General features: G+C 59.1%; 20 protein-coding genes. 16 read left to right on the forward strand and 4 right to left on the reverse strand.

Features of this window, described 5'->3' with window-relative positions; translation table 11 throughout:
* The first annotated feature begins 161 nt into the window (after positions 1-161).
* Genes murG through murB form a run of 3 tightly spaced genes read left to right on the forward strand, consistent with a single transcriptional unit; the run spans position 162 to position 3666 of the window.
* Positions 162-1283, forward strand: a complete 1122-nt coding sequence (gene murG / locus AC13QY_RS13735) for an undecaprenyldiphospho-muramoylpentapeptide beta-N-acetylglucosaminyltransferase (protein WP_488493600.1) — start codon at positions 162-164, stop codon at positions 1281-1283.
* A complete protein-coding gene (gene murC, locus AC13QY_RS13740) occupies positions 1280-2695 on the forward strand; it encodes a UDP-N-acetylmuramate--L-alanine ligase (RefSeq protein WP_113351966.1) in 1416 nt (471 codons plus the stop codon). Before murG ends, murC begins: the two co-directional genes overlap by 4 nt.
* A complete protein-coding gene (murB, locus tag AC13QY_RS13745; protein WP_113332909.1) occupies positions 2692-3666 on the forward strand; it encodes a UDP-N-acetylmuramate dehydrogenase in 975 nt (324 codons plus the stop codon). Before murC ends, murB begins: the two co-directional genes overlap by 4 nt.
* 92 nt (positions 3667-3758) lie before the next feature.
* On the opposite strand, the gene AC13QY_RS13750 is transcribed toward murB, so the two are convergent.
* The gene (locus AC13QY_RS13750; RefSeq protein ID WP_106998269.1) at positions 3759-5090 is read right to left on the reverse strand and encodes an MFS transporter; all 1332 of its coding nucleotides are present in this window, start codon (positions 5088-5090) and stop codon (positions 3759-3761) included.
* Between the two features lie 255 nt (positions 5091-5345).
* On the opposite strand from AC13QY_RS13750, the gene aqpZ reads away from it, so the two are divergent.
* The 9 genes from aqpZ to AC13QY_RS13795 all read left to right on the forward strand — a co-directional run bounded on the left by aqpZ (position 5346) and on the right by AC13QY_RS13795 (position 16310).
* On the forward strand, positions 5346-6032 hold the full coding sequence (gene aqpZ / locus AC13QY_RS13755; RefSeq protein ID WP_113332911.1) for an aquaporin Z: 687 nt from the start codon (positions 5346-5348) through the stop codon (positions 6030-6032).
* Positions 6033-6332: 300 nt separating this feature from the next.
* The gene (locus tag AC13QY_RS13760) at positions 6333-7259 is read left to right on the forward strand and encodes a D-alanine--D-alanine ligase (protein ID WP_113351967.1); all 927 of its coding nucleotides are present in this window, start codon (positions 6333-6335) and stop codon (positions 7257-7259) included.
* Positions 7247-8179, forward strand: coding sequence for a cell division protein FtsQ/DivIB (locus AC13QY_RS13765; protein ID WP_069612529.1), 933 nt, complete (start codon positions 7247-7249; stop codon positions 8177-8179). Before AC13QY_RS13760 ends, AC13QY_RS13765 begins: the two co-directional genes overlap by 13 nt.
* Positions 8176-9507 carry a cell division protein FtsA gene (ftsA, locus tag AC13QY_RS13770; RefSeq protein ID WP_069612528.1) on the forward strand — a complete coding sequence of 444 codons (1332 nt, stop codon included), beginning with the start codon at positions 8176-8178 and terminating at the stop codon, positions 9505-9507. Before AC13QY_RS13765 ends, ftsA begins: the two co-directional genes overlap by 4 nt.
* Positions 9508-9609: 102 nt before the next feature.
* Entirely contained in the window at positions 9610-11346 is a 1737-nt protein-coding gene (gene ftsZ, locus AC13QY_RS13775; protein ID WP_113351968.1) for a cell division protein FtsZ, read from the forward strand.
* 329 nt (positions 11347-11675) lie between these two features.
* Positions 11676-12632, forward strand: coding sequence for a UDP-3-O-acyl-N-acetylglucosamine deacetylase (gene lpxC / locus AC13QY_RS13780; RefSeq protein ID WP_488493601.1), 957 nt, complete (start codon positions 11676-11678; stop codon positions 12630-12632).
* A 288-nt stretch (positions 12633-12920) separates the two neighbouring features.
* On the forward strand, positions 12921-13790 hold the full coding sequence (locus AC13QY_RS13785; protein WP_173002438.1) for an outer membrane protein assembly factor BamD: 870 nt from the start codon (positions 12921-12923) through the stop codon (positions 13788-13790).
* 12 nt (positions 13791-13802) lie between these two features.
* Positions 13803-15476 (forward strand): DNA repair protein RecN, encoded by a 1674-nt coding sequence (recN, locus tag AC13QY_RS13790; RefSeq protein WP_152096108.1) that lies wholly within the window; start codon positions 13803-13805, stop codon positions 15474-15476.
* A gap of 201 nt (positions 15477-15677) precedes the next feature.
* Positions 15678-16310 (forward strand): DapH/DapD/GlmU-related protein, encoded by a 633-nt coding sequence (locus AC13QY_RS13795; RefSeq protein WP_113351970.1) that lies wholly within the window; start codon positions 15678-15680, stop codon positions 16308-16310.
* Between the two features lie 108 nt (positions 16311-16418).
* Here AC13QY_RS13795 and AC13QY_RS13800 read toward each other — a convergent pair whose 3' ends face one another.
* Positions 16419-17078, reverse strand: a complete 660-nt coding sequence (locus AC13QY_RS13800; protein ID WP_246661088.1) for a CDP-diacylglycerol diphosphatase — start codon at positions 17076-17078, stop codon at positions 16419-16421.
* 427 nt (positions 17079-17505) lie between these two features.
* Between AC13QY_RS13800 and ligA the strand changes: the two genes are divergently transcribed.
* Positions 17506-19656: an NAD-dependent DNA ligase LigA gene (gene ligA / locus AC13QY_RS13805; RefSeq protein WP_113351972.1), complete on the forward strand. Its 2151-nt coding sequence runs from the start codon at positions 17506-17508 to the stop codon at positions 19654-19656.
* A 42-nt stretch (positions 19657-19698) separates the two neighbouring features.
* On the opposite strand, the gene AC13QY_RS13810 is transcribed toward ligA, so the two are convergent.
* A complete protein-coding gene (locus AC13QY_RS13810; protein ID WP_113332920.1) occupies positions 19699-20235 on the reverse strand; it encodes a GNAT family N-acetyltransferase in 537 nt (178 codons plus the stop codon).
* 332 nt (positions 20236-20567) lie between these two features.
* Here AC13QY_RS13810 and AC13QY_RS13815 point away from each other — a divergent pair, with 332 nt between their 5' ends.
* Positions 20568-20900, forward strand: a complete 333-nt coding sequence (locus tag AC13QY_RS13815) for an ArsR/SmtB family transcription factor (protein WP_113351974.1) — start codon at positions 20568-20570, stop codon at positions 20898-20900.
* Between the two features lie 38 nt (positions 20901-20938).
* The gene (locus AC13QY_RS13820; protein WP_113351975.1) at positions 20939-21382 is read left to right on the forward strand and encodes an SRPBCC family protein; all 444 of its coding nucleotides are present in this window, start codon (positions 20939-20941) and stop codon (positions 21380-21382) included.
* Here AC13QY_RS13820 and AC13QY_RS13825 read toward each other — a convergent pair.
* Positions 21369-21509 carry a hypothetical protein gene (locus tag AC13QY_RS13825; RefSeq protein ID WP_162748794.1) on the reverse strand — a complete coding sequence of 47 codons (141 nt, stop codon included), beginning with the start codon at positions 21507-21509 and terminating at the stop codon, positions 21369-21371. The genes AC13QY_RS13820 and AC13QY_RS13825 overlap by 14 nt on opposite strands.
* A 61-nt stretch (positions 21510-21570) precedes the next feature.
* On the opposite strand from AC13QY_RS13825, the gene AC13QY_RS13830 reads away from it, so the two are divergent.
* Complete coding sequence (locus AC13QY_RS13830) at positions 21571-22065, forward strand: CreA family protein (protein ID WP_113332922.1); 495 nt, start codon at positions 21571-21573, stop codon at positions 22063-22065.
* Positions 22066-22117 lie beyond the last annotated feature (52 nt).

The following is a 22117-nucleotide window of genomic DNA, read 5'->3' on the forward strand; positions in this document are numbered from 1 at the left end:
ATCCGCTCCTCATATCTCCTGCCCGCTGTTCATTCTCTGGTCGCTTTTCCCGAAACGCCGGTCTATGAGGGGGGCTTGGCCCGCGCCGATGACGCGGTCGGGGCGGCTTCCTATATCAGGGAGATGCCCCGAGTAGTGGGGTATTCGCGGGAGCGAAAATCATGAGTAAAGGCATTGTCCTTCTTGCCGCCGGCGGTACCGGCGGTCACGTATTTCCGGCCGAAGCACTGGCCTACAAGCTGAAGGAGCGCGGCTATTCCGTGCACCTCGTCACCGACAGCCGTGCCGAACGCTATGCCGGCAAATTTCCGGCAGACGATATCCATGTCGTGCCCTCGGCAACGATCGGCTCGAAGAACCCGTTAAAGGTTGCGCAGGCCCTCTGGACGCTATGGACCGGCATGCGTGCAGCGCGCAAGCTGATCCAGCGCACCAAGCCCGTCTGTGTCGTCGGCTTCGGTGGCTATCCGACGGTTCCGCCGCTTCTGGCCGCGACGCGCATGGGCGTGCCGTCCATGCTGCACGAGCAGAACGCGGTCATGGGCCGCGCCAACAAGATGCTGGCGACGCGCGTTCGCGCTATTGCCGGCGGTTTCCTCACCGAAAACGGCGCGTTTGCCGAGAAGACGGTGACCACGGGCAATCCCGTGCGCCCGGCCGTCATCGAAGCGGCAAAACGCCCTTATGTGCCATCTGGTCCGGAAGATCCGTTCAATCTTGTCGTCTTCGGCGGCAGCCAGGGGGCGCAATATTTCTCCAAGGCCGTTCCTACGGCGATCAGCCTGCTTGAGGAACCGCTGCGAAAGCGGCTGCGGATCACGCAGCAGGTGCGTCCTGAGGATATGGAGACGGTCAACAGCTGCACGAGAAAGCTTGACATGGGCGCCGATGTCGCGCCGTTCTTCAACGATATGGCGGAGCGCATCGGCGCTGCGCATCTGGTTCTCTGCCGCTCCGGCGCCTCCACGGTCTCCGAGCTTGCGGTTATTGGGCGCCCCGCGATCCTGGTTCCCTATCCGCATGCGCTCGATCACGATCAGGCGGCCAATGCGGCTGCACTGGCGGCAACCGGCGGCGTCAAGGTCATCGTGCAGTCGGAACTGACGCCGGAGAAACTTTCCACCATTCTGCGCGGCGCCATGACCATGCCGGAAAAGCTCGCAAAGATGGCTGCATCAGCCAAGCAGGCGGGCAAACCGGATGCGGCAAACTTGCTTGCCGACATGGTTGAGGCTATTGCCGTGGGACGTTCAATTCAGCAATTCAAGGGGGCAGGCGCATGAAGCTGCCGAAGGCAATCGGCCTTGTGCATTTTATCGGTATCGGTGGCATCGGGATGAGCGGCATTGCCGAGGTTCTGCATAACCTCGGCCATCGCGTGCAGGGTTCCGATCAATCGGAAAGTGCCAATGTGCAGCGGCTGCGCGACAAGGGTATTCCGGTCCATATCGGTCACAAGGCTGAAAACCTCGGCGATGCCGAAGTCGTCGTTGTCTCCACCGCCATCAAGAAGAGCAATCCGGAGCTGGTCGCGGCGCGTGAAAAGCTGCTGCCGGTCGTGCGCCGTGCCGAAATGCTTGCCGAATTGATGCGCTTCCGCAATGCGATTGCCATCGGCGGTACGCATGGCAAGACGACGACGACCTCGCTCGTCGCGACGCTGCTAGAAGCCGGCGGCCTTGATCCCACGGTCATCAATGGCGGTATCATCAATGCCTATGGCACCAATGCGCGCATGGGTGAAGGCGAGTGGATGGTGGTCGAGGCAGACGAGTCGGATGGCACCTTCCTGAAACTGCCGGCGGATGTTGCCGTCGTCACCAATATCGATCCGGAACATCTCGATCATTACGGCAATTTCGATGCCGTGCGCGCCGCTTTCCGGCAGTTCGTGGAGAATGTGCCGTTCTACGGCTTCGGCGTCATGTGCATCGACCATCCGGAAGTGCAGTCACTGGTTAGCCGCATCGAGGACCGCAAGGTCATCACCTATGGCGAGAACCCGCAGGCCGACGTGCGTTTCTCGAATGTGCGGATCGATGGCACGCGTTCGCTGTTCGATATCGAAATCCGCAGACGCCGCACCGGCAAGGTGATCCAGATCAAGGATCTCATCATGCCAATGCCGGGCCGCCACAATATTTCCAATGCGACCGCCGCCGTTGCGGTTGCCAACCGGCTGGGGATTTCCAATGAGGCGATCGCCAAGGGCCTTGCATCCTTCGGCGGCGTCAAGCGCCGCTTCACGCTGACCGGCGAATGGAACGGGGTCAAAGTCTTCGACGACTACGGCCATCATCCCGTCGAAATCAAGGCGGTGCTGAAGGCAGCACGCGAAGCCTGCAAGGGCCGCATCATCGCCGTTCATCAACCACATCGCTACACGCGCCTTTCGAGCCTCTTCGAGGAATTCGCGGCTTGCTTCAACGATGCCGACAGTATCTTCCTGGCGCCCGTCTATGCCGCCGGGGAAGATCCGATCGAGGGCGTTGATTCGCAGACGCTGGTTTCGCGCATCAAGGCAGGCGGTCATCGCGATGCACGCTATCTGCCTTCACAGGAAGATCTTGCCGCCATGGTTGCAGAGATTGCGCGACCTGGTGATTTTGTGGTTCTGTTGGGGGCTGGTAGCATCACATATTGGGCAGCATCATTGCCAAAGGAATTGGAAGGCCTCTCGGGTAAGTCCGCATGAAACAAGTAGATGGGGAAAAGCTTCTGGCGTCGCTCGGCGACGGTGTAAAGGACATCAGGGGACGGCTGACGCCGGATGCCCCGATGGATCGTGTGACGTGGTTCCGCGCCGGCGGGCTGGCGGAACTGATGTTCCAGCCGCACGATACGGACGATCTCATCACGTTCCTGAAGATCCTGCCGGAAGAGGTGCCGCTGACGGTCGTCGGCGTGGGTTCGAACATATTGGTGCGGGATGGCGGCATTCCGGGCGTTGTCCTCAGGCTTTCGGCCAAGGGTTTCGGTTCTGTCGAGCTTGCCGGTGAAAACCGCATCCTGGCCGGCGCGATCTGCCCGGACAAGCATGTCGCAGCCATGGCAATGGACAATAGCATCGGCGGTTTCCATTTCTATTACGGCATTCCCGGGAGCATCGGTGGTGCCGCGCGGATGAATGCAGGCGCCAATGGTGCCGAAACCCGTGAGCGCGTCATTGAGGTGCATGCCGTCGACCGCAAGGGCGACAAGCACGTGCTGACCAATGCCGAAATGGGATACAGCTACCGCCATTCCGATGCGTCTGAAGATCTGATCTTCACGCATGTCCTTTTCGAGGGATATCCGGAGGATCGCGCCAAGATCCGCACCGAGATGGATGCCGTGCGCGCTCATCGCGAAACGGTGCAGCCGGTACGCGAGAAGACGGGTGGCTCAACCTTCAAGAACCCGGATGGTTTCTCCGCCTGGAAGCTGATCGACGAGGCGGGTTGCCGCGGTCTGGTTATCGGTGGCGCGCAGATGTCATCGCTGCATTGCAACTTCATGATCAACATGGAGCAGGCGACGGGCTACGATCTGGAATATCTCGGCGAGCAGGTCCGTCGCGAGGTTTTCGAAAAGTCCGGCATCAAGCTGGAGTGGGAAATCAAGCGCCTCGGAAACTTCATGCCGGGCCGTGAAGTCCGCCCGTTCCAGGGTGTGACCACGGAGTAGGTCCCGACTGCAATCGGTGTCATCTTCATAAAATGATTCAACAAAAAGGCCGGGTTTTCACCCGGCCTTTTCAATTGCTTATGCTTGTTTTCTCAGACTTCGTCGTTGCCCGAGAGCAGGATGCCGATCAGCGAGAGCACTGCTGCGCCGGCGAGGTAATAGCCGACATAGACCAGACCGTAATTGGTCGCGAGCGAAGTGGCGATGTAGGGCGCCAGGGACGCGCCGACGATGCCGCCGAGATTGAACGTCATGGACGCCCCGGTATAGCGCACGCTGGTCGGGAAGGGGGCGGCCAGAGCCGCGCCGATCGGGCCATAGGTAAAGCCCATCAGGGCAAGACCGATGATCGAGCAGGCGAAGGCACCGGCAAGGCCAGCCGTCAGCAGCGACGAGTAGAACAGGCCGAAGATCAGGATGCCGATCGTCGTCAGGATAAGAACCAGACGGCGCGAATAGCGGTCGGACAAGAGGCCGGAGACCGGGATCATCAGGCCGAAGAAGACGACGCCGACGAGCTGAACGACGAGGAACTGGCCCTGGGAGTAGCCGAGGCCGGCCGGAAGCGGCCCGTTGCCCGGGGGGCGAGTGCCCCAGCTCAGTGTGAACGCCGTCATCAGATAGAACAGCACGAAGGTCGCGACCGCGATAATGGTGCCGAGGATCAGGCTGCGGAAATGCGAGCGGAAGATGACGGCGATCGGAACGGAAACGCGTTCTTCCTTCTCGATGGCCCGCTGGAATTCCGGGGTTTCGGTGATCTTCAGGCGGACATACAACCCGACCGCGACCAGCACGATGCTGATCAGGAACGGAACGCGCCAGCCGTAGTTGAGGAAATCCGCATCCGCCATGCTCTCGCGCAGAATCAGGAACAGACCCGCCGAAAGGATGAAGCCGATCGGTGCGCCGAGCTGCGGGAACATGGCATACCAGCTGCGCTTGCCTTCCGGTGCATTTTCCGTCGCAAGCAAGACAGCGCCGCCCCATTCCCCGCCGAGGCCAAGACCCTGGCCGAGACGGCAAAGTGCCAGCAGAATCGGTGCGAGAACGCCGATCGACTCATAAGTCGGCAGCATGCCGATCACGACGGTCGAGAGGCCCATGGTCATCAGAGCCGCGACCAGTGTCGCCTTGCGGCCGATCCGGTCTCCAAAATGGCCGAAGATCATCGCGCCGATCGGGCGTGCGAAGAAGGCAATGGAGAAGGTCGCGAAGGACTGCAGAGTTGCCGAAGTCGGATCGCTTGCCGGGAAGAACAGCTTCGGGAAGACGATAACCGCCGCCGTTGCATAAACATAGAAATCGAAAAATTCGATCGTTGTGCCGATGAGGCTCGCGATCAGAACACGTGCCGGGGAATTCGCAACAGCATTGTTCGATGACGAGGGGGTCGGCGATAAAGGAGATATCGCGTCAGTCATGTTCCCACCAATTCAGAGGATGCTAAGGAGCGCTTAGCGGATAAAAATTGTCCTTAGCGTAATTTTTGTTCAACGCAAACGTTAACTGCGCAAGAAATCAGCGGTTGCGTGCTATTATTTTGCCGTAATTGTTGATTCGTGAGCAATCAGGCGGGTGTTTGTTGTTGGAGAGGCGTGCTCCGGCGAGTCCTTACCGGAATCTTTTTCACCAATGGCCGATTCTCGCTTGGATTGCGGGCTGAGGAGAAAGGTTTCATGCAGAAAAAACTCATCGCTGAGTTTCTTGGGACGTTTTGGCTCGTATTCGGCGGCTGCGGCAGTGCGATCTTCGCAGCAGCCTTTCCGAGCCTCGGTATCGGTTTTCTAGGCGTTGCTTTTGCGTTCGGTCTGACTGTGCTGACTATGGCTTTTGCCGTCGGCGGCATATCAGGAGGGCACTTCAATCCGGCTGTCTCGGTCGGCCTGACGGTGGCTGGCCGCTTTCCCGGCGGGCAGCTCATTCCCTATATTATCGCACAGGTCATCGGCGCCGTTGTCGCCGCGGCCGTGCTCTATCTGATCGCAAGCGGCAAGGCTGATTTCCAGCTCGGTGGCTTTGCGGCGAACGGCTATGGGGAACATTCTCCCGGCGGCTATTCCATGGTGTCGGCACTGGTGGCCGAGATCGTGCTGACGCTGTTCTTCCTGGTCGTGATTCTGGGCTCGACGAGCAGCAAGGTGCCGGCCGGCTTCGCGCCGATCGCCATCGGCTTGGCGCTGACGCTGATCCATCTGATCTCGATCCCGATCACCAACACGTCGGTCAATCCGGCTCGTTCGACAGGGCAGGCTCTCTTCGTCGGCGGCTGGGCTCTGCAGCAGCTTTGGCTGTTCTGGGTTGCGCCCATCGTTGGCGGAGCGTTGGGCGGACTCGTCTGGAAACTGGTCGACGACAGCGAGTGATCTCGGCCTCAATTTAATGCCTGCGGCCCCGCATCGAGTGCTCGATGCGGGGCTTATTGTTTAAAAAAATCTAAATGTAGTGATTTCAAAAGTAGCAACTCCATGATTCCAATGGCAGAATTCTTTAAGTCGGTTTGATTCGAAGCATGCGGCCCTCGCCAGGTCGGGGGAAAGTTAACGAAAGTAAACGCTTCATTAACCTTAATGTCGTTCTAATCGGCCTATTGAAAGCGGGGCGAGAATCGCGGTTAGGCGAGGCCCTGCAAACGCAAAGTAGAGACCGTGAAGTCGGGGGTATTGATGGGTGGCAAGCATGTGGCTGTCCTTTTGGGCGGATTTTCCTCGGAGAGGCCGGTCAGCCTTTCCTCGGGGAAGGCATGCGCCGATGCCCTCGAAGTAGAAGGCTTCCAGGTTACCCGGGTCGATGTTGATCATGATGTCGCCAGCCGCTTGGCTGAGCTGAAGCCCGATGTCGTCTTCAATGCGTTGCATGGTCCTTTCGGCGAAGACGGTACAATCCAGGGCATTCTGGAATATCTGCAAATTCCCTATACACATTCCGGCGTGCTTGCCTCGGCTCTTGCGATGGACAAGTCACGCGCGAAGACGGTGGCTGCTGCCGCGGGCATCCCGGTTGCCAGCTCGATCGTGATGGATCGTTTCGCCATTGTTGGCGAGCATCCGATGAAGCCGCCCTATGTCGTCAAGCCGGTACGCGAGGGCTCGAGCTTCGGTGTCGTGATCGTCAAGGAAGATCAGGCGCATCCGCCGCAGATCGTTACCTCTGCCGAATGGCGCTATGGCGATGAGGTTCTGGTCGAGCGTTATATCTACGGGCGCGAGCTGACCTGTGGCGTCATGAACGGCAAAGTCCTCGGCGTGACTGAGATCGTGCCGCTGGGTCACAGCTTCTATGATTATGACGCCAAGTACGCCAAGGGTGGCTCAAAACATGTCTTGCCGGCGGAAATTTCACCGAATCTTTACCAAAAGATACAAACATTATCGTTAAGGGCGCATGAAGCTATCGGCTGCCGCGGTGTTAGTCGATCTGACTTCCGTTTTGACGATCGCTTTTCCGAAGAGGGCGAACTTGTCTGGTTGGAGATCAATACCCAGCCGGGCATGACTCCTACCTCCCTGGTGCCTGAAATGGCCGCTCATGCCGGCTACTCTTTTGGTGAATTTCTCCGGTGGATGGTGGAGGACGCGTCTTGTTTGCGCTGACGGTCAAAAATATGAGGCGGTCCCGTCATCGCGTCCCGCTCGCCATCGACGAGGTTGAGGACGCATTCGTTCTGCCGCGTCCGCTGCGCCGCACTGTTCGTTTCCTGGTCAGCCTCGGTTCGGGTCGCATCAATATTCCGGCTCATACGGGTACTGTTTCGACCCTCGTTCTTCTTGCTGCGACCGGCCTTTATGGCATGTCGGTTGGTGGTCATACCCAGGCGGTCGCGGAAGCGACGACTTCTGCCGCTGGTTTTGCGATCGAGGATGTAAAGGTCTCCGGCAATGACGAGACCTCGGAAATCGAGATCCTGCAGCTGCTCGGCCTCGACGGTACGACGTCGCTCGTTGCCCTTAATGCCGATGCCGCCCGCCAGAAGATTGCCAACTTGCCCTGGGTTCAGAATGTCGAGGTTCGTAAGGTCTATCCGCGGACTGTCGAGGTGAAGCTCAAGGAGCGTAAGGCCTATGCGATCTGGCAGCACGGTTCCGAGCTTTCTCTAATCCAGAAGGACGGCAGCGTGATTGCACCGCTGCGCGACAACAAGTTTGCAAAGCTACCGCTCTTCGTCGGTCGTGATGCCGAAACCGCAGCCGCCTCCATCGACGACCAGTTTGCCAAGTGGCCCGATGTTCGCAGCCATGTGAAGGCTTTCGTGCGTGTCGCCGGTCGTCGCTGGGATCTCTATCTGGACAACGGCGTGATCATCAAATTGCCGGAAGACAATATCGATGATGCGCTCGCGCGGCTGACCAAGCTCGACAAGGAGCAAAATCTTTTGCAGCGCGATATTGCTGCCGTCGATCTCCGTATCGATGATCGTACCGCCATTGAGTTAACTCCGGATGCCGCAATTCGTCGCCAGGCCGCAGTCGATGCAAGAAACAAGGCTTTGAAGAAAGCAGGTCAGGATACATGAGCTTATTTGGTTCGTCCCATTTCGGCCTGCCTCGGTTGAAGCCTTTGTCTTCGAAGCGGTCGCATATCGTGTCGGTCCTTGACATCGGCTCGACGAAGGTCGTTTGCATGATCGGTCGTCTGACGCCGCGCGAGGAGAGCCAAGTTCTCCCGAATCGCACCCACAACATAGAGATCATTGGTATCGGTCATCAGCGTTCCCGCGGCATCAAGACTGGCGTGATCGCCGATCTCGATGCGCTGGAAGGAGTTGTCCGGCTTGCGGTCGATGCCGCCGAGCGTATGGCGGGCCTGACCGTCGATAGCCTAATCGTCAACGTTTCGGCCGGTCGTCTCGGCAGCGATATTTACACCGCGACCATCGATCTCGGTGGTCAGGAAGTCGAGGCCAACGATCTCAAGAAGGTTCTGGCCGCAGCCTGCCAGCAGTCGATCCGTCAGGAGCGTGCCGTGCTGCACTCGCTGGCGACGGGCTACTCCCTTGATGGCGAGCGCGGCATTCGCGATCCGCTGGCCATGTTCGGCGACGCTCTTGGTGTCGACATGCATGTGGTGACGGCCGAGCGCGCGGCGCTTCGCAACCTCGAGCTCTGCATCAACCGTGCGCATCTCTCGGTCGAAGGCATGGTGGCGACACCTTATGCCAGCGGCCTTGCAGCCCTCGTTGACGATGAAGTCGAGCTTGGCTGCGCTGCGATCGACATGGGCGGCGGCACGACGACGATTTCGGTCTTTGCCGAGGGAAAGCTGGTGCATACCGATGCCGTCAGCCTTGGCGGCCATCATGTCACCACCGATCTTGCACGCGGCCTTTCCACCCGCATCGAGGATGCGGAGCGGCTGAAGGTCGTTCATGCTTCCGCTCTCGCGAATTCTTCGGAAGAGCGCGAACTGATTTCCATCCCGCCGATCGGCGAAGACGAGCGTGACCAGCCGACACAGGTGCCGAAGGCGCTCGTGTCGCGCATCGTCAAGGCTCGCATCGAGGAAACTCTCGAGCTCATTCGCGATCGCATCCAGCGTTCGGGCTTCAGCCCGATCGTCGGCAAGCGCGTCGTCCTGACCGGCGGTGCCAGCCAGCTGACCGGTCTGCCCGATGTGGCGCGCCGGGTACTTGCCCGCAATGTCCGCATCGGTCGTCCGATGGGCGTGTCTGGTTTGCCGACGGCAGCCAAGGGGCCGGCTTTTTCGACCGCTGTGGGACTGATGATCTATCCGCAGGTCGCAGACATGGAAACACATGCGCCGAGCAGCGGTCTGCTCTCGTCGTTTGGAGGTAACAACAGCCGGATCGGCCGCGTTGGCCAATGGCTGAAAGAGAGTTTTTGAGTGCCTGATCCCGGAAATCAGTCCGGGGCAAGCGTCAGGCAAGTGAAATCGAGTGAATTGGCCGGCGTGGCGATGCGGCCATAAAGAGAAGGAACGGGTACAATGACTATCAAGCTGCATAAGCCAGATATCACCGAGCTTAAGCCGCGAATCACCGTGTTCGGTGTTGGTGGCGGTGGCGGCAATGCCGTCAACAACATGATCACGGCAGGCCTGCAGGGCGTCGATTTCGTCGTCGCCAACACGGATGCCCAGGCGCTGACCATGACGAAGGCAGAGCGGATCATCCAGCTCGGCGTCAACGTCACGGAAGGTCTCGGCGCCGGCTCGCAGCCGGAAGTTGGCCGTGCAGCTGCCGAAGAGTGCATCGATGAAATCATCGATCATCTGAACGGTACGCATATGTGCTTCGTCACCGCCGGCATGGGCGGTGGTACGGGTACGGGTGCCGCTCCGGTCGTCGCGCAGGCCGCTCGCAATAAGGGCATCCTGACCGTCGGCGTCGTTACCAAGCCGTTCCACTTCGAAGGCGGCCGCCGTATGCGTCTCGCCGAGATGGGCATCCAGGAACTGCAGAAGTCGGTCGACACCCTGATCGTCATTCCGAACCAGAATCTGTTCCGCATCGCCAACGACAAGACGACTTTCGCCGACGCGTTCTCGATGGCCGACCAGGTTCTCTATTCGGGCGTTGCCTGCATCACCGACTTGATGGTGAAGGAAGGTCTCATCAACCTCGACTTCGCCGACGTGCGTTCGGTCATGCGCGAAATGGGCCGCGCGATGATGGGTACCGGCGAGGCTTCCGGCCAGGGCCGTGCAATGCAGGCTGCTGAAGCTGCCATTGCCAACCCGCTGCTCGACGAAACCTCGATGAAGGGCGCACAGGGCCTGCTGATCTCGATCACCGGCGGCCGTGACCTGACCCTGTTCGAAGTCGACGAAGCTGCAACCCGCATCCGCGAAGAAGTCGATCCCGACGCCAATATCATCCTCGGCGCCACCTTCGACGAATCGCTTGAGGGCATCATTCGCGTTTCCGTCGTCGCAACGGGCATCGACCGCGCGATGAACGAGGCTTCCGACAGGGGCATGGAATTCCGCCCCGCCGCAAAGCCTGCTATGCGTCCTTCCGCGGCCGCCGCTCCGGCAGCGGCCGCAGTTCAGCCTGCCCACGTCTCGCAGGCCCAAACCGCACAGGCTGCCGCTCCGGCTCCTCGTACCGTGGATCCGGTCGCCCAGACCATTCGTGCAGCAGAGGCCGATCTGGAGCGCGAACTGGAATTCCAGATGAGCCGGCAGACTCAGGTGCCGCAGCAGCCGGTTATGCAGCAGGCCGCTGCGCCGGAAGATAACTTCCGTCCGCAGAGCCGCATCTTCGCAGCAGCCCCGGAAGCCCAGCCGGTCCGTCAAGCTCCGGTTCAGCCTCAGCAGCAGGCGCCGGTCATGCATCAGCAGCCGGTCATCCGTCAGGCTCCTGAGCAGGTCCGCATGCCGAAGGTCGAGGATTTCCCACCGGTCGTTAAGGCCGAGATGGAACACCGCGCCCAGCCGGCAGCCGCCCAGGCGACCGAAGAGCGTGGCCCAATGGGTCTTCTGAAGCGAATCACCAATTCGCTCGGCCGCCGCGAAGAAGATCCGGCTTTCGACGACATGATGGCTCCGACGAACAACGCCGCTCCGCAGCAGCGTCGTGCGCCGTCGCCGGAAGCGAGCCTCTATGCTCCGCGCCGTGGCAATCTCGACGATCACGGCCGCCAGGCTCCGCAGGCACGCATGGCAAACCATGAGGACGATCAGCTCGAGATTCCGGCCTTCCTGCGCCGCCAGTCGAACTGACCCGCAACAGGCAGCCCTTTAATAGGTTGCTAACCATATTGGAGAAATCCGGGGCCGAAAGGCTCCGGATTTTCTTATTTTATAACCATTGTCTTATTTAAAATTATCCAACGAATTCAATTGGCTGCTTTCGTAACAAAACGAAAGAAACAGTGATTTGGAATGCGATGCCCTGGCGCGTATGTAGATATCAAGCAAGCCCGCTGAATCACATTCGGAGACGAATGTATGTGAGGTGCGTGGCATAGTTAACAGACTGAACCGGCGATAAGGGTAAGCGTCCGAAGATGACCGCCCGGCCTGGATCAGATAGACGAAGGCAGAATTACATGGCAATTGGATTGCTTGGTTTTCAGACCACCATTGCAAACCCTGTGACACTTTCCGGTATTGGCGTTCATTCCGGTGCCAATGTGTCGATCACCTTCTACCCCGCCGAAGCCGGCACCGGTGTCGTTTTTCAGCGTCCGCACGATAATGGCGATGTGACCGAACTGCGCGCCGTTTCCTCGCAGGTCGGCAACACGGATCTCTGCACGGTTCTCGGCTTTTCTCCGGCGCGCTCTGTCGCGACGGTCGAGCACGTCATGGCTGCGATCTACGCGATCGGCCTCGATAACGTCGTCGTCGAGGTGTCCGGTGCGGAAATGCCGATCATGGACGGCAGCTCCTATCCCTTCATCGAGGCGATCGAGCAGGCGGGTGTTGTTTCGCTCGGTGTCAAGCGCCGCTATATCCGCGTTATCAAGCCGGTGCGGATCGAAGCTGGCGGTTCCTGGTGCGAGTTCCGCCCCTATGATGGCACGCGCTTCGAAGTCGAGATCGACTTTGAATGCCCGCTGATCGGCCGTCAGAAGTGGGAAGGCGATCTGACCGCTGAGACCTTCAAGACGGAACTGTCGCGCGCGCGTACCTTCGGCTTCATGCGTGATGTCGAGCCCCTCTGGGCTTCGGGCCATGCGCTGGGTTCGTCGCTGGAGAATTCGGTCGTCATTTCGGACGACAATACCGTCATCAACGTCGAAGGCCTGCGTTATCCCAAGGACGAGTTCGTCCGCCACAAGACGCTCGATGCCGTTGGCGATCTGGCTCTCGCCGGTGCACAATTCATTGGTTGCTATCGCTCCTATCGCGGCGGCCATCGCATGAATGCGAATGCCCTGAAGGCATTGCTCAGCGACGCTTCGGCTTACGAGGTCGTCGAAACCTCGGCACCTCGCCAGCGCGGTCACGGCCGCGAGTTCATTGCGGTCAACGCGCCTGAATTCGCTCCTTGGTCGGCGTGATTTTTTCGGGATCGAAATGAGACAAAGCTGCCGCTCTGATGAAGGGCGGCTCTTTTTTTGACGGACGACTCATCGGGTTTGTCTTCGGTCGCGAAGCGGCGGCAGGATGGTGCGGGCCGATATGAGAAATCCCTGTCAAAACAGTGATTAAAGGCTGCGGATATGCGGTCTTTGCCACAAAAATGCGTTAATGCACCATCAATGCGTTGCCCTGATGGTGTTTTTGCGGCTAGAAACGCCAGCGAGAGAACGCCGTCTCCGCAACGACGGCTATGGGACAGTCATCCGATGGGTTTTGCAAGGTCTGAACGCATGAATATCACAGCACGGGCTTTGCTCGTATCGCTCCTTCTGGCCGGTACCGGTGCGGTGGTGACGGGGTGTAATACGAAAAAGGATATCGACATCACCAAGCTCGGTGTCGAGACCGATCCACCGGAGATGCTCTACAATCAGGGCCTTGCCAACATCAAGGCCGGCAACATGACGGAAGCCGGCAAGAAGTTCGATGCCATCAACCAGCAGCAGCCCTTCTCCGAATGGGCACGCAAGGCATTGGTGATGAGCACCTTCGTGAAGTATCGCACGGGCCGTTATGATGAGGCGGTACAGACCGGCAATACCTATCTCAAGCAATATCCGGGCTCGGAAGATGCCGACTATGTGCAATATCTGGTCGGTTCGTCCTATGCCAAACAGATCGTCGACGTGACGCAGGACCAGCGTGCAGCACAGCAGACGATCGAGGCGATGACCAAGCTCGTCAATACCTATCCGAAGTCGCAATATGTCAGCGACGCTCAGGAAAAGATCCGCTTTGCCCGCGACCAGCTCGCCGGCAAGGAAATGCAGATCGGCCGTTATTATCTGGAGCGCAAGGATTATCTGGCTGCCATCTCCCGCTTCCGCGTGGTGGTGGAGCAGTATCCGACGACGAACCAGATCGAAGAAGCCCTGGCGCGACTCGTCGAAGCTTATTATGCGATGGGTATCGTACCCGAAGCGCAAACGGCAGCTGCCGTTCTCGGCCACAACTATCCGGACAGCCGCTGGTACAAGGATTCCTATCAGCTGCTGCAGAAGGGTGGCGTGGAGCCGAGCGAAAATTCGGGCTCCTGGATTTCCAGAGCGGGCAAGAAACTTCTTCTTGGGACGTGAGATTGAGCGCAGATGCTGATCCAGCTTTCGATCCGCGATATCGTTTTGATCGAGCGGCTGGATCTTGCCTTCGAGTCCGGACTTTCGGTGCTGACCGGCGAGACGGGTGCGGGCAAATCCATCCTGCTTGACAGTCTGTCGCTGGCCCTTGGCGGGCGCGGCGATGGCGGGCTCGTGCGCCATGGCGAGGATCGCGGCCAGGTGACTGCGGTTTTCGATGTCGGTACACAGCATCCGGCCCGCAAGCTCCTGCGCGAAAATGGCATCGACGATGACGGCGATCTGATTTTCCGCCGTGTGCAGTCCGCCGATGGCCGCACCAAGGCCTTTGTCAACGACCAGGCGCTCAGCGTGCAGCTCATGCGCCAGATCGGCCAGCTTCTCGTCGAAATTCACGGTCAGCATGATGACCGAGCGCTCATCGATACCGACGCGCACCGCACCTTGCTGGATGCCTTTGCCGGCCTCGCCGAAGAGACGCAGGAGGTCGGCAGGCTGCACAAAATCTGGCGCGATACCGAGCGCACCTTGAAGAAGCATCGCGAGCAGGTCGAGAAGGCAGCGCGTGAAGCGGACTATCTTCGCGCCTCCGTCGAGGAGCTGGAGAAGCTCTCGCCGCAGGATGGCGAGGAGGATGAGCTGGCTGAGAAGCGCTCGCGGATGATGAAAGCCGAGCGCATCGCCGGCGATATCGCCGAGGCTTCCGAATTCCTCAATGGCAACGCATCGCCCGTGCCGCATATCGCATCGCTGGTGCGCCGATTGGAGCGCAAGAGCCACGAAGCGCCGGGCTTGCTTGAAGATACCGTGGCGCTGCTGGATGCCGCTCTCGATCAGCTGTCCAACGCGCAAATGGAAGTGGAGGCAGCACTCCGCAAAACGGAATATGATCCGCGCGAACTTGAGCGTGTCGAAGAGCGCCTCTTCGCGTTGCGGGGTGCCTCGCGCAAATATTCCGTGCCGGTAACGGAACTGCCAGCCCTGGCCGCACGCATGATTTCGGATCTAGCCGATCTCGACGCCGGCGAAGAGCGACTGGCGCGCCTTGCTGCCGAGCTTTCCGCCGCCAAGGCGGATTATGATGTCGCCGCACGCAATCTGTCGGAGAAACGTCACCATGCCGGCGAGGCTCTGGCCGCAGCCGTCACGGCCGAACTGCCGGCCTTGAAGCTCGAGCGTGCGCGTTTCATGGTGGAGATATCAAGCGATCCAGAAGCTGGGACAGCCGAGGGTATCGACGTTGTCGAATTTCATGTGCAGACCAACCCTGGCACGCGGCCGGGACCGATCACCAAGGTCGCCTCTGGCGGCGAGCTGTCGCGCTTCCTTCTGGCATTGAAGGTTGCGCTTGCCGATCGCGGCTCTGCGCCGACCCTCGTGTTCGACGAAATCGACACTGGTGTCGGCGGCGCGGTCGCGGATGCGATCGGCCAGCGGCTGAAGCGCCTGTCCGATCGCGTGCAGGTGCTGTCGGTCACCCATGCACCGCAGGTCGCTGCCCGCGCTGCAACCCATCTCCTGATCTCCAAGGGACCCGTCGCGGACGGCTCGGAAAAAATTTCCACACGCGTCGCCACCATGGAGCCGAAGGATCGCACCGAGGAAATCGCCCGCATGCTCGCGGGTGCTTCGGTAACCGAAGAGGCGAGGGCGGCTGCCAAGCGCTTGCTGGCCGGTAACGGGTGATCTCTCCTGTGATGTTGTCGGAGCAGATGCCGGTGGCGACTTGCCCGAAGCGGGCATAGCAGCAAGCTCAGCGACTATAGCGCTGAAACGCGCCTGAACCCGTCATCTGCCGTCGGCATCTTGCTTCGGTTTTTCGACGGTCTTGCGTCATATATCCTTCATCGTCCCCGGCTAGGCAGGCCCGGAATCCGGAGACCGTCAATGCACTCAACCACACAACCCAATCGCCCAAAAATCGCAGAAACCGTCATCCACCCGACGGCGAACATAAGGGATTCGAGCATCGGCAGATGCTGTGAGATTTTGGCGGACACATCTCTGCACACTGCCGAACTCGGAGATTTCTCTTACTTGGGGCCGCGCTGCATTGTCGGTGACGCAACGATTGGAAAGTTCTGCGCCATTGCGGCAGAGGTCAGAATTGGCGCTCCCAATCATCCGATGGACCGACCATCCATGCATCGTTTCACCTATTGTCCGGAATATTACGCGGCGAGCGCCGTGCGGGACCACGCCTTTTTCGATCGGCGAAAGGAAGACCGCGCCGTCATCGGCAACGATGTCTGGATTGGTCATGGCGTGATTGTTTTGCCGGGCGTACAGGTTGGAGACGGCGCCGTGCTTGCAGCAGGCGCGGTCGTCAGCAAAGATGTTCAACCATATACTGTCGTCGGTGGTATTCCCGCCAAGTTCATTCGAGAGCGCTTCACTCGAACCATCGCAGAAAGACTGACGTCCATCGCCTGGTGGGATTGGCCTTTCGAAACCATCATGGAGCGGCTTGCCGATTTTCAATCAAGCGACATCGAAGCCTTTTGCGAGCGCTGGTCCTGATCCGCTTTTGACGACTTGGGCGGCCAGCCTTGGCCGTGTCATCTTACGAAATCGGACGGTAGGTTGTGAATGAGTTCCGCCGACGTACGAACTTCTGAGCGACATGCATCAGAGCCGGCATTTGGGATCGATCATGTCCTCCGCGGAGCCGCGGGATTTGTGGGCCTCGTTTATTCTTGCCAGAATATAGAAGCCATGCTGCCCGTTGGGCAATGCAGCGCCAAAGACGCCGACGACCACATTTTCCATATTTGAACGGGCGCCATCGACGCCATCTGCGACGAGCTGCAGCGGGTTCAAATTCGAAAGGTCATCGGCCGTATGGAAAGTTGCCCACCAACCAGCTCGGGTCTTCAAGTCCGTAAACCGGCCGCTTTCAATTTCCGTCGCATGGGCTTTCAAGAGCGCGCGAAAGCGAGGCGTCTCGCACCCCATGTGGATATGAAGCCGATCTTGTGTGCGCCAGCTGGCGGCGTTTATCGCCAGAGCAAAATTCTGTCTCGAAGCCTTCGTTGAGCGCGGATCGATTGCCGATAGCTCTTTCCACGCTTCCTCAAAATAGTTCGGCGCACCCGCGGTCAGAAGGCGTGGGTCTTCGATGCCGGGTACATCGGCGAGCGGTGCAAGGATGGTGCGCTCCTTGTCAGCAGGCTCACGAAGAACAACGTATGAAGACAAAGGGTCCTGCGACTGGACGATCTTGAGGCACGGATATGGCGACCCTGTCAGGGTGGAGTTGATTTCACAGGCTCTGACGACCAGCCCCAAAGCGGAGCGGCTGACGAATGAGCTCATGATCAAGACTGCAACGACGAGGAAAATAGAGAGAACGGTAAGACGGTGCTTCATGCGTGATTTCGAATTTCTGCCAATGATCCAATCACTTCCAGAGATGTGGTTCTCATAATATAGCCTACCTTAAATCCTCTGCGATAGACGCGGAAGAGCCGCTGCCCCAGGAATTGGATAGGGAATTCCATCGGGGCTAACTGGACGCTGATACTTCCCGCATCTGTAACACCAAGGACGACAGATCACGGCGTAAAGTTGTCGTGAGCAGCGCCGCCACCTTTATCGGTCCGGCAATTGAATTGCAGATTTTTCCCTTTGTTTTTACGTGCCCCGAGCTGAAAACCGCTTCGCACTTTTCGCGGAAGTGCTCTAAAACATCTTCGAAATCGGGGAGTGTAGATTCATGAGCACCGAACAGAAGCCCGTCGAGGATTTGACCGAGGAGGAAGCGGCCGCGGCGCTTGCCTATTTGGCTGCGGAGATCGCGCGCAACGACGCGCTTTATCATGGCAAGGATGCGCCGGAGATTTCGGATGCCGAGTATGATGCGCTGAAGCGGCGCAACGACGCGATCGAGGCGCGGTTTCCCGCATTGATTCGCGCCGACAGCCCGTCGCGACGGGTCGGCGCCCCGCCATCTGAGACGTTTGCTCCTGTTGTCCATGCAAGGCCGATGCTCTCGCTCGACAACACGTTCTCACAGGAGGATGTCGAGGATTTCGTCGCCAGCGTCTATCGTTTCCTCGGTCGCTTGCCGGATAATTCGATCGCCTTTACTGCCGAGCCGAAGATCGACGGCCTTTCAATGTCGATCCGTTACGAGAATGGCCGGATGGTCAGTGCGGCGACGCGTGGCGATGGTACGACAGGCGAGAATGTTACGGCCAATATCAGGACCATCAAGGAAATCCCTCAGACTTTGCCGGCAGGCGCTCCCTCCGTCGTCGAAGTGCGGGGTGAGGTCTATATGGCCAAGAGCGATTTCCTGGCGCTCAATGCACAGATGGAGGCCGAGGGCAAGCAGACCTATGTCAATCCCCGCAATACGGCGGCCGGATCGCTGCGTCAGCTCGACGCGAAGGTGACGGCGAGCCGCAAGCTGAAATTCTTCGCCTATGCCTGGGGCGAGATGTCCGACATGCCGGCCGACACACAATACGGCATGGTGCAGACCTTCAAATCCTGGGGCTTTCCCGTCAATCCGCTGATGGAGCGGCTGAGTTCGGTCGCCGACATTCTCGGCCACTACGAGGAGATCGGCCTGCAGCGGCCGGATCTCGATTATGATATCGACGGTGTCGTCTATAAGGTTGATAGCCTGGAATTGCAGGCCCGCCTTGGTTTCCGCTCGCGCTCGCCGCGCTGGGCGACTGCGCATAAATTCCCGGCGGAACAGGCCTTCACGCGTCTGGTCGGCATCGACATCCAGGTCGGCCGCACTGGTGCGCTGACGCCGGTTGCGCGACTGGAGCCGATCACGGTTGGCGGTGTTGTCGTAACCAATGCGACTCTGCACAATGCCGATTACATCAAGGGCATCGGCAACAAGGGCGAGCCGATCCGCGATGGCCGCGATATCCGCGTCGGCGACATGGTAATCGTACAGCGGGCGGGCGATGTCATCCCGCAGATCGTCGACGTTGTGCTCGAGAAGCGGGAGGCGTCGAGCGCGCCTTACGAGTTCCCCAAAGTCTGTCCGGTCTGCGGCAGCCACGCGGTGCGCGATATCAATGAGAAGACCGGGAAGGTCGATGCCGTCACCCGCTGTACCGGCGGCTTTATCTGCCGCGCGCAGGCGACCGAACATCTCAAGCATTTCGTCTCGCGCAACGCCTTCGATATCGAGGGCCTCGGCTCCAAGCAGATCGATTTCTTTTTCGAGAGCGAGGATCCGGCGCTGCAAATAAAGACCGCGCCTGACATCTTCACCCTGGAAAAGCGTCAGCAGGCGTCACTGACGAAGCTTGAGAATATCGAAGGTTTCGGCAAGGTCAGTGTCGGCAAACTTTACGCCGCGATCAACGAGCGGCGCCAGATCGCCCTGCATCGCTTTATCTTCGCGCTTGGCATCCGCCACGTCGGCGAGACGACGGCCAAGCTTCTGGCACGCTCCTACGGCACCTACGAAGCCTTCGAAACAGCGATGAAGGAAGCCGCGCCGCTTGCCGGCGACGCGTGGAACGATCTTAACAATATCGAGGGCATCGGCGAGGTGGTGGCGCGAGCCATCGTTGAATTCTACAAGGAACCGCGCAATACGCAGGTAATCGCGAAGCTTTTGGAGGAGGTTCAGCCTCAAGAAGCGGAGCAGCCGGTGACCTCAGGCAGTCCCGTCGCCGGCAAGACCGTCGTCTTTACCGGTTCGCTGGAAAAGTTCACCCGCGACGAGGCCAAGGCGAAGGCTGAGAGCCTGGGAGCCAAGGTTTCCGGCTCGGTGTCGAAGAAGACCGATATCGTCGTGGCCGGACCGGGTGCCGGCTCCAAGCTCGACAAAGCGCGCGAGTTCAATGTCCAGGTCATGACCGAGGACGAGTGGCTGGATTTGATCGGCTGATGATAGTCGGCGGCGGAATCATATTCGCCGCCGTGTGATTGCTTAGAATCTCAGCCGCGCCATCGTGAACGCATCCACGTATTCGCCATTGCGGAAACCGAAGGCACGTAGACGCCCCTCGGTTTCGAACCCGAATTTCTCGTAGAGGCCGATCGCCCGCGCATTGTCGACATAGACGGTCAATTCCAGACGCTTGATGGCGAGCCAGTTATCGGCGGTATCGATGAGAGCGCCCAACAGCGCGGAACCGACGCCGCAGCCGGTGAAATCGTCGTGCACGCCCATGCCAATGCTAGCGCTGTGAGCCCGCCGGCCGGCAAGGCGGTTCATGCCGGCATTGCCGACGACCTTTCCGTCCACCTCCGCGACGAGGCGTGTGGCGCTGGGATCGTGCTTGTCCAGCCATCGCTGCGTGTCTTCGACGCTTTGAAACGGCAGGCGAAGCGTGCCGGCGCGGAAACCCGGAAGATTGGCGATGATTGCGATTGCCTCGGCATCGGATGGGCGGGTTGCACGGACCGTTACCGGGCCGACCTTGCCTGATCGTCGTTTGGCGGGTTCTTGCTCTTCGAAAGACATGGGCTCTCCTTGATATTGACGAGGAGAGCAAGGAGGCTTCAACCCTGCTCGCCTCGGCAGGGTTGAGATGGATCGCGGTCAGCTCAGCGCAACACGGCTTCCACTCGCCCTGCAAAGGGAGAGGTGGTGTGAAGGTGCATCACGATGGTGCGGTTTGCGATCATGGGCGGATGATCTGACGCGACGCGGAGGTTGTCAATCGCTCCCCGGATAAATCCCTAGATGAAACCGCCGCCGCCCCGCGGCGCGATGGGGTTATTTCGTTTCACATATTACTTGACAGGCAACCATTTGGTTGCCTATAAGCAAAAGAAAGGCAACCAAATGGTTTCATGTCCGTGGATGATGATGATGCAGTCTTCAAGGCGTTGGCGGATGCCAGCCGGCGGCAATTGCTCGACAGGCTCCATGAGCGCAATGGACAGACTCTGAACGCGCTCTGCGAGGATCTGAACATGAGCCGCCAGGCGGTTGCCAAGCATCTCGCCATTCTGGAGGAGGCCAATCTGATCTCCACCGAGAAGCATGGACGCGAGAAGCTGCATTTCATCAACGCCGTCCCGATCAACGGCATCGCTGAACGCTGGATCAACAAGTTCGAACAGCGGCATCTGAATACGCTTTCGGCCTTGAAAAAGGCGCTGGAAGGCGAGGGTGGGCCCTGAGCTCAAGAAGCAATAAAATTCAAACAAGGAGAAATGGCATGACTGGAAGCAAATTCGTCTACGTCACCTTCATCCGCACCACGCCGGAAAAGCTCTGGTCGGCGCTGACCAGGCCGGAATTCATCAAGCAATATTGGTTCGATATGGTCCACGACACCGAGTGGAAGGTTGGATCGCCGTGGAAAATGCTCTTTCCGGATGGCCGGGTTGCCGATGCGGGAGAGATTGCCGAGTTCGATCCGCCTCGGCGGCTCGCGATCAACTGGCGCAACGAGTGGCGCCCGGATCTGAAGGCCGAAGGCTGGTCGCGCTGCGTGATGGAGCTGGAGCCGTCGGACGGTGTGGTGAAGCTGACCGTTGCCCACACGATCGAGGTTGAAAACTCCAAGCTTATCGAGGCGGTCTCCGGTGGCTGGCCGAAGATCCTGTCCAACCTCAAGTCGCTGCTGGAAACCGGAACGGTCGCAATCAACCAGAAGTGAGATGACGCACTGCCTGCATGTGTTCGGACGCCGTTGCTTTGGCGGCGGCGTCCATTGTGTGGATCGCCGCCGTATCGATCGTGAAGCGTTGCACGCGGATATAGGCGTCCCATCTTGCATCGCTCACGGACCATCTTACCTTAGCCAAGCCGCTCTCGCTCCCGGCGGCTGTTGTTAGAGGATGATCGATGCGTTCACCCAAACTCTTTGCCGCCATTGCCGCGTCATTTCTGGCCGTGACCCCAATTTCCGCTTCCGCCGAAATTGTCGGCAAGGTCGGGGTGGACTGGACGGGCAATGATATTCTGGTCGATGCCGTTCCGGACCCCGAAGTCTCGGGCATCACTTGCCATGTGACCTATTTCGATCGCAGCGTGATCGACCGGTTGCGCAAGGGCAACTGGTTCGAAGATCCTTCCAATAATTCCATCGCTTGCCGTCAAACCGGTCCGATCGAGATCGGTGATATCAACCTGTCTCAGAGCGGTGAGGAGGTATTTCGCGCCGGGCTTTCGCTCATCTGGAAGAAGCTGGTTGTCACCCGCATTTACGATAAGAAGAATGACACGCTCGTCTATCTTATCCATTCGCGCCAGCTGACGGATGGCTCTGCCAAGATGGCCATTTCGACGATCCCCTTGTTCGGCCAGCAGGTTACGTGGAAGAATGGCAAGCCGAAATAACGGTATCGACGTACCTCAAAAATAACCCGTAGAAAGATAATACCAAAAAAAG

The organism is Martinezella sp. CNPSo 3795 (genome assembly GCF_057784475.1).